At 35.0% G+C, this 12,270-nt stretch carries 10 protein-coding genes and 1 pseudogene; 4 read left to right on the top strand and 7 right to left on the bottom strand.

The genetic code is table 11. The features are described from left to right. A pseudogene (locus ACQKN4_RS04220) lies at positions 1-375 on the bottom strand (hypothetical protein); the annotation flags it as partial. Positions 376-1,021: 646 nt separating this feature from the next. Between ACQKN4_RS04220 and ACQKN4_RS04215 the strand changes: the two are divergent. Then, positions 1,022-1,957 (top strand): bile acid:sodium symporter family protein, encoded by a 936-nt coding sequence (locus ACQKN4_RS04215; protein ID WP_427482458.1) that lies wholly within the window; start codon positions 1,022-1,024, stop codon positions 1,955-1,957. A gap of 120 nt (positions 1,958-2,077) precedes the next feature. Here the strand turns inward: ACQKN4_RS04215 and ACQKN4_RS04210 are convergent, their stop codons facing one another. After that, positions 2,078-3,325: an MFS transporter gene (locus ACQKN4_RS04210; protein WP_427482456.1), complete on the bottom strand. Its 1,248-nt coding sequence runs from the start codon at positions 3,323-3,325 to the stop codon at positions 2,078-2,080. A 681-nt stretch (positions 3,326-4,006) separates the two neighbouring features. Then, positions 4,007-4,219: a hypothetical protein gene (locus ACQKN4_RS04205; RefSeq protein ID WP_427482509.1), complete on the bottom strand. Its 213-nt coding sequence runs from the start codon at positions 4,217-4,219 to the stop codon at positions 4,007-4,009. Positions 4,220-4,621: 402 nt separating this feature from the next. Between ACQKN4_RS04205 and ACQKN4_RS04200 the strand changes: the two genes are divergently transcribed. Then, a complete protein-coding gene (locus ACQKN4_RS04200; RefSeq protein WP_079563258.1) occupies positions 4,622-5,866 on the top strand; it encodes a nucleoside permease in 1,245 nt (414 codons plus the stop codon). A 99-nt stretch (positions 5,867-5,965) separates the two neighbouring features. Here ACQKN4_RS04200 and ACQKN4_RS04195 read toward each other — a convergent pair whose 3' ends face one another. Together ACQKN4_RS04195 and ACQKN4_RS04190 are read right to left on the bottom strand one after the other, a co-directional pair. After that, on the bottom strand, positions 5,966-6,427 hold the full coding sequence (locus ACQKN4_RS04195; protein ID WP_427482454.1) for a VOC family protein: 462 nt from the start codon (positions 6,425-6,427) through the stop codon (positions 5,966-5,968). Positions 6,428-6,571: 144 nt separating this feature from the next. Continuing rightward, positions 6,572-8,077 (bottom strand): methyl-accepting chemotaxis protein, encoded by a 1,506-nt coding sequence (locus ACQKN4_RS04190; RefSeq protein WP_427482452.1) that lies wholly within the window; start codon positions 8,075-8,077, stop codon positions 6,572-6,574. A gap of 137 nt (positions 8,078-8,214) precedes the next feature. Here ACQKN4_RS04190 and ACQKN4_RS04185 point away from each other — a divergent pair, with 137 nt between their 5' ends. Continuing rightward, the gene (locus ACQKN4_RS04185; RefSeq protein WP_427482450.1) at positions 8,215-9,165 is read left to right on the top strand and encodes an MBL fold metallo-hydrolase; all 951 of its coding nucleotides are present in this window, start codon (positions 8,215-8,217) and stop codon (positions 9,163-9,165) included. A gap of 692 nt (positions 9,166-9,857) precedes the next feature. Continuing rightward, positions 9,858-10,490: a hypothetical protein gene (locus ACQKN4_RS04180; protein WP_427482448.1), complete on the top strand. Its 633-nt coding sequence runs from the start codon at positions 9,858-9,860 to the stop codon at positions 10,488-10,490. A 124-nt stretch (positions 10,491-10,614) separates the two neighbouring features. Here ACQKN4_RS04180 and ACQKN4_RS04175 read toward each other — a convergent pair whose 3' ends face one another. Then, entirely contained in the window at positions 10,615-10,836 is a 222-nt protein-coding gene (locus ACQKN4_RS04175) for a hypothetical protein (RefSeq protein ID WP_427482447.1), read from the bottom strand. Between the two features lie 418 nt (positions 10,837-11,254). Continuing rightward, the gene (locus ACQKN4_RS04170) at positions 11,255-12,208 is read right to left on the bottom strand and encodes a nucleoside hydrolase (RefSeq protein ID WP_427482445.1); all 954 of its coding nucleotides are present in this window, start codon (positions 12,206-12,208) and stop codon (positions 11,255-11,257) included. Between the last annotated feature and the right edge of the window lie 62 nt (positions 12,209-12,270).

The following is a 12,270-nucleotide window of genomic DNA, read 5'->3' as shown; positions in this document are numbered from 1 at the left end:
CGCTCCTGTTGCTCCTACTAATCCTTGTGCTCCTGTTGCTCCTACTAATCCTTGTGCTCCTGTTGCTCCTACTAATCCTTGTGCTCCTGTTGCTCCTACTAATCCTTGTGCTCCTGTTGCTCCTATTAACCCTTGTTGACCGGTTGCTCCTACCAATCCTTGTGCTCCTGTTGCTCCCATCATTCCTTGCGGGCCGGTTGCTCCTGTAGCTCCAGTAGGCCCATTTCCTATAGGGGGATCTGGGGTATATGGATATCCAATACAACCACGCTCATTACATTTATATCTAAATTGATTAACGCATGTATCACACTTGAATCTATTACTATAGTTACTATCCCTAATTAATCTAGCTTGATAGTAACTAAACGACATAAAATCACCTCCTGTATCATTAATAATTTATTCTTAAAAAATTTTGTAAATTAGACGATATCCTAGGATTATTTAAATGAATAAAATAAATTGTCCTTAGCCTACCTAAGCAAATTACTAATCTGCTCAAGCTCTTTCCTAAAGCTCAATGCTCCCTGAAACCTTTCAACCGCTAATTTTTTTTGCAGGGTCATAGGCATTACGTTTCGGCACCCTTTAACACTTTAGAAAAGTTATGTGGTCCCCCTGATTGCTTAACCTCATACCTTCAGCCGGAAGAGTGCATTTGTTTAAACTCAATCGTTCATTTTCTGTATTTATTCCATTAGCAATTGATACGGTCGCGGATCTTGGACTATGTAATTCATCCTACTAGCTACATTCCAACCTCCCTCTGTCAAATCCGCAGCCAATCGTTCTAATTCTCTTGATGACCACCTTTTTTCTTTTCTATCATAGGCTTTATTACTCCCATACCTAATTCATATAAACTACTCAAAATAATAGAAAAGGTATTAGAACTTTATTTCCCTGAATATTAATAATATAGAACTCATCTCGTTAACTGATTATTCCCACTATTGATTAAATTCTGTTATTATTTTATAGTTTACTATGTTAGTAAAATATTACATCGAGGTGTTACATGAAAGCTTTAGAACGTTTTAGTCAGTTTGTTAGCAATACATTTGCAATTTGGGTGCTTCTTTTTGCAGCGCTTGCCTTTTTTATTCCTAGTGGATTTTCTTGGATTGGGGCGTATATCACGACATTACTAGGTATTGTGATGTTCGGTATGGGATTAACCATAACGGTTGCGGACTTTAAAGAAGTCTTAACTAGACCGAAAGATGTGACAGTTGGTGTAGTTGGTCAATTTCTAATCATGCCAACTTTAGCCTTTTTATTGGTGAAACTGTTCAATCTTCAACCGGAAATTGCAATTGGAGTAATATTGGTAGGTTGCTGCCCAGGGGGTACATCTTCAAATGTCATGACATTCCTTTCCAAAGGGGATGTGGCATTATCAGTGACAGTTACATCTATCACAACTTTATTAGCTCCGATCGTCACACCTGGACTTATTTATTTATTCGCAAGTGAGTACATTGATGTTGCACCTAGTGCACTTTTTATGTCGATCGTCAAAGTAATTATTATTCCGATTGCATTAGGCTTCATTGTACAAAAGTTCTTTAACAAGCAAGCCAAAGCAAGTGTGAAAGTGATGCCACTTGTTTCTGTAGTAGCCATCGTTGCTATTGTGGCTGCTGTAGTTGCAGGCAATCAACAAAAGATTGCTGAAACTGGTTTAATTATTTTCGCTGTTGTTGTTTTACACAATTGTTTAGGCTATTTTATCGGGTATTTATTTGGAAAGATCTTCGGTATGAACTTAGCGAAAAAGAAGGCTATTGCTATTGAAGTAGGAATGCAAAATTCGGGCCTAGGTGCATCTTTAGCTGTTGCACATTTCTCTCCATTAGCCGCGGTACCAAGTGCGATTTTCAGTGTATGGCATAATATATCAGGTCCTATAATAGCAACCATTTTTAGTCGTATGAACGATAAGGATAAGTAAATAAGATTCAACACATAGACTCAAATAGACCGCAAAGCTTTCTTAAGAAAACTTTGCGGTCTATTTATCTCTTGTTTTGAGGTTTTTGTACAGAATCTCTTTTGCTCATCCCCCTTCTTTTCATACCTCCCCCTCTATTTCTCCTTTTGTATCGTTTTCAAACGTATCATACATTTTCTCTTTAATGAATAGTGCAGGAATTAATCCCATGAATGCATAAGAGATACCTAATACAGCTAGTCCAAATCCAATTGATTGTGTAGTAGCGATAATTCCAATAAGGATAGGAGCTACGGCTGCACCTATTCTTCCTGTATTATAAGCCGCACCTACAGCAGTTCCTCTAATATTAGTCGGGAAGCTTTCACTTAAATAAGTAGCATTTACACCATACGGCGCTCCATATACGAAACCTAGAACCGTCATTAAAATAATGATATTTCCTGGTGATTGATAAAAATATATGACTGGTAACATAACCGCTGTAGATAATCCTGCGATCACGAAAACCCCACGACGACCAATTATATTGGCAACCCAACCAGCAAGTGCTTTACCAAGAATCGATGCCGTATATGTTCCAATTAAATACCCTGTCATTTCTTTGAAATTAAAGCCTAATTCTTTCACTATATACGTGGGTAGCCATGTACCTACTCCGTAATATCCAAATTGCAATAGTGAAGAAGTTACTACCCATAATAAAAAGATTGTAAAAACTTTCTTATCCCTAAACAACGCAAGCCATTCATTTGATTTCTTAACTTTAGATGATTTAGCTTGTTTTTTAGCCAATCTCCAACCAGTAGGTTCGGGTACTTTTACTCGAATATAGATCGCCACAACAACCGGGATGATGGAAATTAAGAATAATGGTCTCCAACCATATTCAGGGAGAATCGTGCCTGCTAATAAAACAGCGACTAAATATCCTAATGAATAGGAAGAACCTAATACCCCCATAATAGTTGCTCTATGTTTAACTTTTACATATTCAGCCATTAACATTGTGGCTAACGAATATTCAGCCCCCATACCAATTGCTGATAAAAAACGAACAATAATAAATTGTTCATATGTTTGTACAAAAGCTAAGAGAGCAGTTCCCACTGAAAATAATATCATCATATAAGTCATCATTTTAACGCGACCAAAGCGGTCAGATAACCAACCTCCTAGGATTCCACCAAGCGCCATCCCTAATAGGGAAAATGTACTGATCCAACCAGCAGCCTTAGTATCTAAGACGAATTCGTCAATTAAGCTCGGCATCACCAATGACAACATTTGGATGTCCATACCATCAACTGTTAAACCTATAAAACTAGCTACAAATACAATTTTCCATAGATTTGAGTTCTTTTCCATAACATATTTCCCTTCACATTCCTAGATTGTTTCGAAAGAAGTATCTATAAGCACAACGAGGAAACTGTATAGAATGTTTTGGTAAGAAAGGTTTAATAGTATGTTTTGTAGTATTAGAATTTCAAGTAGAAAGTAATTTACATAGAGGTGAAGGATTCTTATGAAGATTTTTCATCTCCTACTTGATTAACCAAGAATTATAATTTAATTAGAATCTAACGGCACCAAACATTTTATGCGGCATTTATTACCTCCTTTTAAATAGTTATACATTTTATGAAATATCTTTAAAATAATTCTAAACATTATGTTTCGTAAGAACAGATAGTTTTAGATTAGAGGCATTGCTAATAAAACATGTACACATTAGTCATAAAGATAATTGATTGGACTTCCGTATACAATTAAAGAGCCCTCAGACGAATCGTGACGGAGAATTACCCGTCGACTGGATTTTCAATACGTCTGAGAGCCCTTCTATTAAATGCCTGTTGCCCCATTGTCCTTTATTGAAGTAATTGAAAATAGAAAAAAGTTACTCATTATTTTTCAAATGAGTAACTTCACTTTGTTGAAAAAAGATATGTATAGGAATGCTATCCCTTAATTTTCTCGGTCTATGTGTAATAATGACAATCCTATTTTAGAAGGACATACATTATTTTCAACTAATTCAAAATTTCATTCAAATAAAGAGAGAATTGCTATAATCCATACACCTATCACAAGTATTAAAAACCACCAGCCGATAAACTTAACGTATTTTTTAAAAAATGATTTCTTAATGAATTTTTCTGAAAAGGAACTCATCTTTAAAAAATCATCAGGAAACTTTAACAGCATATAAGAAAAACTGCCAAAAATTAATGTAACCAATATTGCCATAATAAACATTTCCAACGTAGCTACTCCTAAACTTTAAACAAAACGTCACTTACTAATTATATTATTTTGTAACTAAATTGCCTATCAAAAAATTCCAGATTTTGTCCCAAAGAACACGCACCTCCTAATTTTTCAAAAAACTAAAATCCTTCTTGTTATATTTTTTCTAGACCTTCCTATTTCCGTAGAGGGCATCTCTATATTATTGCAATTTTCACTAAAACAATTTTGTTACTTTATATAGGACAATCCTTCAAAAGAAACCCCAATAAAGTTCGTATGATTCGGACACAAGGAGCAAATGCTGTAGTTATGTTCAAAAATCCAAAGTAGTGAATTACGAAAGAAATAACTTTTTTAAATGGCATTATTGCCTCAGTACAACTACATCACCTTCTATAGGAGGAAAAAATGAATATAAAATTACGGCTTAAAATAATGATTTTTCTTCAATTTTTTATTTGGGGGTCTTGGCTCGTTACATTTGGTTCTTATATGATTAATACGTTGCATTTTACCGGTGCGCAAGTTGGAATCGTATATAGTTCTAACGGTCTTGCAGCCATTATTATGCCCAGTCTTATAGGTATCATTGCAGATCGTTGGGTAAAAGCCAATGTTTTATACGGAATATTGCATTTCCTCGGTGCGATTACCCTATTTATTGCGGCTCAAATTTCCGATCCTACGATGATGTTTTGGGTAATGCTCTTTAACTCAATCGTATATATGCCAACACTTGCATTATCGAATACGATTTCTTATTTTAGTTTGGAGAACAAAGGGTTTGATATTGTAAAGGACTTCCCGCCTATTCGTGTCTATGGGACAATTGGTTTTATTCTTGCGATGTGGATTATTAGTCTTTCCAAAATTGAATTAAGTAATATTCAATTATTTATTGCTAGCGGCTCTTCGTTAGTACTTGCGCTTTACACAATTTCTCTTCCGGCATGCCCAACTTCCAACGAAATAAAGGACAAGTCGTGGGTAAGCCTTTTGGGGCTTGATGCTTTTGTTCTTTTTAAAGATAAAAAAATGGCTTTGTTTTTAATTTTTTCAATGCTATTAGGCGTTGCGCTTCAAATTACTAATACATTCGGTGATCCATTTTTACACGACTTTGCATTGAACCCTGATTATAAAAATAGCTTTGCTGTTAAATATCCAGCTATTTTATTATCAGTGTCACAAATTTCAGAAGTATTCTTCATTCTCACCATCCCGTTTTTTTTAAGTAAGTATGGCATTAAAAAAGTAATACTAATCAGTATGATTGGATGGACATTACGTTTTGTTTTCTTTGGGTATGGAACCCCAATTGGCGGTGGATTTTTACTATTGCTGTTATCAATGATCGTTTACGGTTGTGCCTTTGATTTCTTTAATATTTCGGGAGCGATTTTTGTTGAAAAAGAAGTCGATCATCGTATTCGAGGCAGTGCTCAAGGATTATTTAGTACGATGGTCAATGGTTTTGGCGCCTATTTAGGAGCTATAATTAGTGGCAAAGTAGTTGATTATTTCACAGTTGAGGGCGTAAGAAATTGGCAAAATATTTGGTTGTTCTTTGGCGGTTATACGTTCGTTTTGGCCATCATTTTTGCTATCGTTTTTAAATATAATCACGACAGTAACGCATTGAAAAATGGATAATATCACTTCCACAAAAGAAAGAGCCTTACCGTTCATGGTAGAAGGCTCTTTTGCTGTAATGGAATTTCCCACTAAAAATTCCACAAAATCCGCTAAAGCTTAAACGGAATAACGTTTTCTCCACTCTTCAAGAGACATCTCATTAAAACTCTCCATATCATCTAGTCTCAATGGTGTAATTAATTCTAATGAATTACCATCCGGGTCTGAAAAGTAAATTGCTGCATGTGCATGAGGATAGTTTGATAATACTAAAGGTTGATGTTCGGAAGTAAGGCCAAATTCAGTGCGAACTTTAATGCCAATTGAAGACAACCACTCTTTTACATGCTCAAGATCTTCTTCGTCAATTTTGAATGCCAAATGTCGGATAGATGGATGGTATTTTAATTCAACGCTATCACTTTCCCATAAACCTAACCAGCTTTCTCCTTTAACAATCCAGAAAAAAGCTACCTTTCCTTTATAATATGCGAGTTCTAACCCTAACTTTTGATAAAATACAATCGAGTTTTCTAAATTACTAACTGGTAAATGTGCTTCATATAAACCTTTTATCATTTCAACGTTCTCCCATTTCACCTTTATTTATGAAATAATATATAAAAAACACATTCCATTTACATCCATCTTTAGTCTGAAATTAAAAAAACCTATCTTCTAATCTCTTCCCCCTTTCTAAATAATCAAAATAATTATGTCAATCTAATTCCCACTACAATCATAAAAAGATTCTCTTTCTTTTTTCATAACAAGCGACTTTAATGTATCGCTTAATTCTTGAATTCGACTAGTTGTATTCATCATCATTTCAAGCATATTATGTTCGTCCTCCACCGAGTGCACAATCTCTCCTGTAGAAGTTGCATTTTGTTCGGTCATGTCATTAAGTTTTTCAATCTGGAATTGGATTGTTTCAAACTGAGAAATGGCGCTGCTTAATTCATTCATCCCTCTAGTTAAATCTATATTGGCATTATTAAATGAATCTTTTAGAACATTGAAGAAGTTGCTCACATCTTGTAAAAGCATTTCCCCTTGTTGTAACGCTCTTTCACCATCATCAGAGCGTTGATGAGCTTCTGTTGATTTTTCGAACAAAGTTCTCGTTACACTCGTAATACTTACCGTAATAGCAGCACTTTCTTCCGCTAATTTCCGCACTTCATCAGCAACGATGGCGAATCCTTTACCATACTCCCCCGCTCTTGCCGCTTCAATTGCAGCATTAAGAGCAAGTAGATTCGTCTGTTCTGCAATATGCTGTATGCCCTTTAATAAACTATCTACGGTTTTCAAGCTAGTCTGTAACTCATTCACAGTTTCGGCTGTAGAACTCATCGCTTGATTCATTACGCCCATTTGCACCATCGCATCCTGCATTTTCTTCCACCCTATTAGAATCTCCTGCTGAAGATCAGTAGATTTAGAAACAGTATCCTTTGAAATTGAGAATGTTTCGTTGACAAAATGCACAGATTCCTTCATCGTGCCATGAATCATTTGTAAGCTAGATGATTCCTGCTGAATACTTGCAGAAATATCCTCAGTAGCTAAAAGAATTTGTTTACTAGACCCAGATATTCGCTGCATTGTTTGTTGGAAATGTGTAACATGCTCATCCAATGCTTGACTACTTTTTTCAATTTCTTGAAACGTATTTTCAAGTTGATTTAATGACGTTTTTACTTCATTTTGTTGAATTGCAGCATGCTCAATTAGTTCATTGCCCCATTTTGCGATTAAATATAATGCAATAATAACACCATTCATAATCGCTAGAAGCGTAATGAATACCGTTATATCATCAAATGGACCTAATAATGATTCCGACTTAACAATATAAAGAATAAGGAAGCTGATGTTTGTTAGCACGCCAAAAAACAATAGTAATTCTTTCTTAAAATAAAGAGCAATAATAGCCACCGAACAAAGTAAAATATAATGTTTATTTAATGAAAAGCTATCAACTAAAAATAACGTAAAGACAACACTTGAAGGAATTATTCCAAAAATAAAACCTTTAACATACGTTTTAATTGGTAAAGAGTAATTACATATTGCTAAAGCAATAACGGCAAGTCCAACAAATAAGAACATAATGCCCTTTGAAAATATGAGCGGTCCACAAATTAGCGCAGCCAAAATTGCAATGATGGCTAAATTAACTCGATGGACCTTTTGTGTATCGTAGCGAATATTTTTCTCCATTAACAAATCCTCCTAAAAATGAATGGACATTCAGTATGATTTTCTATTATTATAAAGTATAACCACTACTTTTTATAGATAAAAATTGCATATTAGAGAATATTTCGCACTCAACAGAAATAAAGGGGGATCATTTTATGGGGAGAGTCAAACAACTTGCACCAAATTTTTATTGTATTGATACACACGATTTAAATCGAGAACAGCGTACAAGCTCTTATTTGTTGATTGATGAAAAAATTGCCTTAATCGAGACTTCTGCTAGTCCGTCAATGCCATATATAGTAGAAGGTTTAGATGAATTACATATTGATCTAGAGGATATTCAATATGTAATTGTTACGCATATCCATTTAGACCACGCTGGAGGAGCAGGTTTATTTTTACAAAGCTGTCCAAATGCCACATTCGTTGTTCATCCGCGAGGTGTATCTCATATGGTAGATCCAAGTCGTCTAATTGCAAGTGCTAAGAGTGTTTACGGAGCAGAATTCGATCGTCTATTTGATCCAATTGTACCTATTGATGCTGAACGCATTATCGAAATTGGCCATGAGGAGGTACTATCTTTAGGCCAGCATCAGCTAACGTTTTATCATACAGAAGGTCATGCAAAGCATCATGTATCGATGCATTATTCTGCTACGAACGGATTGTTTGTTGGAGATACTACTGGTGTACGTTATCCAGAAATGGAGAGCGAAGCAATTGATTTAATTATTCCCTCCACTTCACCGAATCAGTATGACCCATATACAATGGAGCAATCTATCCAGCTTTATGAAAAGTTAAATGCTTCAGAATTGTATTTCGGTCATTTCGGTGCATATAGAAATCCGGCTGAAGCTTACAGACAAGTGCGCTATTGGACGCCACTATTTCTAGCTGAAGGAAAAAAAGCGTTAACGGTATCTAGTGATTTTAAAGAACAAGTACATTTTTTAGATAGTCGCTTGAAGGCATTATTACACAACTATTTACAGGAAAACGGTATCGCAGAAAATCATCCCGTTTATCAAACAATCCCGTTCGATACCATTGTATCTGCAATGGGGATTCTTGATTATCTAGAAAAGAACGACGGATAGAATGTTGTTCTTGAACATGATTTATTTGAGGATTCCGTAGACGGCCCCTTTGCCTAGTACCTGCCAACTTCTCTTGAAAAATTTCGCTCGTCCTTTCCTGTTAATCTATAATTACTTCCTCAAGTAACAGAGGTACTTGAGTTTAATAGCAAGACAGTAGTGACCATCTCATACGGGGTGGTTTTTTTGTGGTTTTAAACAAAGATTGATAATAATTAATAGAGGCTGATAAAGAAATCCTGTGAGCTAGGATCTCTTATGAAACACGATAAAAAAAAGGCTGTTTCTTATAGAAAATACTTAATGCTCCAAAATAAACACATTGCTTCCCTCTTAAGTCGAAAGTAAGAAGTGGAAAAAATTACATATATAAAATAACGCAAAAAATTGTTAAGATTTGATAGGTAAAGTATTCTATGGAATGAAATTGGAAAGATGACTTTTCTCCAACAAGTGATTATATTGGTTTAAAATTATTTGAGAATACAATCCAACCTTAGTTAGAAAAGCGAAAGAGGTAAACATTTGGCTTGTTCAACTAGCGGGTGCTCTCATTATTCGATTCACGAAATCTCAAAAGAGAAAGACTGAGTGCGATCTACGCATTACATAGATGAATTATATCTTTCTGTTTACAGCAATAATCTTTCAGAAAACAGTCTTAAACAAACATAAAAAGAGGAGCAACACAATTGAAATTATTTTTAAATGTAACAACTTATTTAGTTACTGCTATTGCCGCAGTTCTCGCATTTTATTCTTTAGCAGTCATTTATTATGAATTAAGTGGTAGTGGTTTTGAGATGGATTTGCAATATTTACTTGGTATTCTCTTCATGGTACCTATTACCGTGATTATTTCGTTTATTATCTGTTATTTTTTAACTAAAAAAATTACTTGCAAACCGATACTATTTGGAACAATAATCGGCTTTTGGTTAATTAAAGTTATAGAAATAGTTAACGATTCATATAACTCATATCATTATCAATCAGACGAAGATTACATACCAAACTTCTTTATTAGCAACACAATTGACTTCTATATCCTGTTATTGCCAACCATTCTTGTGTTTTTATCTCATTTCTTATTAAAGAAATATAACAACTGGTTGCATATCAGTGGTTTTACACTTGGTGCAACTATCAGTTTCTTTACAACCTACGCAATAGTTCTTTTTATGAGACATGTTAATAATTCATTAACTTCGTATCATTATTTCGATAACAAAGAATTAATGATCGTTCTCGTAGGAACTGCTATTATCACAATTCTAGGAAATATTATCGGACTCAAGAAAATTAATCAGGCAAAAGAGAATTGATTTATCTCCCCGTAACTAGAACCCGGAGTAAATGTTTATTGTGTGAAAGCGAAGCGCTTATAGCTGACGCCTCGCTTTCGCTACAAAAGACATTTACTAAAAGAAATTAAATTCAAGCAATACACTACATTTCATAAGGAATTTTGGCTTCATTTGAAAAATTTGCACTAGCCCATTCACCCTCACGCTTAAACAACCCATACACAGCTTCTCGATCCGGCGGCGGTTCATCTATCCAATTTAGTAGCGTACGAATAATAGATTCTTTTTTCGGGAAGTGATGAATAAAGACTTCAGACTGTTCATGAAGTCGTGTCGTCCAAATTTGAGAACTTACCAATACCATTGAATAATATGTTCGGATGAGTTTACGAGAGAAGCCTTGTGTAAATATTTCAAAATCTTCCTTAGAAGCTGTTTCTAACCTTTTTAACGTCCGTTTAAGAGCTTCATAAATATCACCATTAAAGAGACTGCTATCTCCGATGTAAGTTTATACGGACCAAATCGTTCTCCTAAATCCTCTCCATACATACAGACACAGAGTTCCTTTAGAAATGCATTTTCGTAATAATTTGAGGGGGTAACCGTGTCGTCGTAATATGCTACAGCTATACCAACACCACGAACTAGAGAACGATAATTTTGAGACAGTTCTTCAGCAGTTTTTTAAAATTCTGACAACTTAACGGAACTCAGTTTGGACTCAAACAGCGCAATAAGGTCTAGATCTGATTTTTTTACAATCGCTTCTCCTAATATTGTTACCTTACTAATAATTCTAATAGACGTTTCTTGAATAACTGATTGTCAATGGTTTTACACACTTTTGCGTTAGGAGTGTGCCCTGCAAATCCATCAGAAATGGCAAGTTTACTACCGTCGTTTACTATCACTTGACCATAGGCAGCAGCTTCTGTAGTACACACATAGCAGTAACATAACTTGTCTTCAAGGACGATTTCATCCCATAATACAACACCCATTGCCACGGCATCTGGTAAATCAACAATATGCTCATTACTTCTTTGTAAATTATATTCAAGCAAGGAACGGTTACATTTAACAGAGAACACAGCTTCTTCTTTACCACTTGATAGTAATACATCCATATCGTCCTTATTCAATGCTGCTTCGCCTAAACATACATCAAATCCAATAATGGTAATAGGTATACCTGAGTTGAGCATAATACTATATGCCTCTGCATCTACATACACATTAAATTCTGCAACAGGCGTAGTATTTCCAGGGCCAAATCCAGAAGTGCCCATTGTGTAAATATGCTTTACCTTTTTCATTGTCTCAGGTGCTTTTAAAATAGCAAGGGCAATATTTGTAACAGGACCAATGGTTACAATTTCGATTTCACCAGGGTTATTTTCAATAATTTCAAGGATAGCATCTACGGCATGCTTGGTTTCTGGCAAAAGAGTAGGATTTATTAAATTACAATCTCCCATTCCGTCTTCACCATGAACATTAACAGCTGTAACTAAATCACGCATAAGTGGTTTGCCTGCTCCAACATAAAGAGATGGCTTTTGACCATTAACAACTTCGATAGTCATTAGTGCATTTTTTGTTGCCAATTCAACTGGGACATTGCCACAAACAGTTGTTATCGCTTCTACTTTAAGATTTGTTGATTTTAATGACATAATTAACGCTACAGCATCATCACTTCCAGTATCTGTGTCAATAATAATTTTCCTCATAACAAGACCTCCAATACTTATTTGTCCTGATTATATAATTCAATCTATAATGAAAATAGGTC

The organism is Lysinibacillus sp. NPDC093692, assembly GCF_050280125.1.
GTDB lineage: Bacteria > Bacillota > Bacilli > Bacillales_A > Planococcaceae > Lysinibacillus.
Note: the sequence above shows the minus strand (reverse complement) of the source record. Positions and strands in the feature narration are given on the sequence as shown.

Excerpts from the sequence above, each read along its gene's own strand:
- ACQKN4_RS04175 (WP_427482447.1), bottom strand. The coding sequence starts at position 10,836 with ATGGTATTGGTAAGTTCTCAAATTTGGACGACACGACTTCATGAACAG.
- ACQKN4_RS04215 (WP_427482458.1), top strand. The coding sequence starts at position 1,022 with ATGAAAGCTTTAGAACGTTTTAGTCAGTTTGTTAGCAATACATTTGCA.
- ACQKN4_RS04205 (WP_427482509.1), bottom strand. The coding sequence starts at position 4,219 with ATGTTTATTATGGCAATATTGGTTACATTAATTTTTGGCAGTTTTTCT.
- ACQKN4_RS04195 (WP_427482454.1), bottom strand. The coding sequence starts at position 6,427 with ATGATAAAAGGTTTATATGAAGCACATTTACCAGTTAGTAATTTAGAA.
- ACQKN4_RS04200 (WP_079563258.1), top strand. The coding sequence starts at position 4,622 with ATGAATATAAAATTACGGCTTAAAATAATGATTTTTCTTCAATTTTTT.
- ACQKN4_RS04210 (WP_427482456.1), bottom strand. The coding sequence starts at position 3,325 with ATGGAAAAGAACTCAAATCTATGGAAAATTGTATTTGTAGCTAGTTTT.
- ACQKN4_RS04185 (WP_427482450.1), top strand. The coding sequence starts at position 8,215 with ATGGGGAGAGTCAAACAACTTGCACCAAATTTTTATTGTATTGATACA.
- ACQKN4_RS04190 (WP_427482452.1), bottom strand. The coding sequence starts at position 8,077 with ATGGAGAAAAATATTCGCTACGATACACAAAAGGTCCATCGAGTTAAT.
- ACQKN4_RS04170 (WP_427482445.1), bottom strand. The coding sequence starts at position 12,208 with ATGAGGAAAATTATTATTGACACAGATACTGGAAGTGATGATGCTGTA.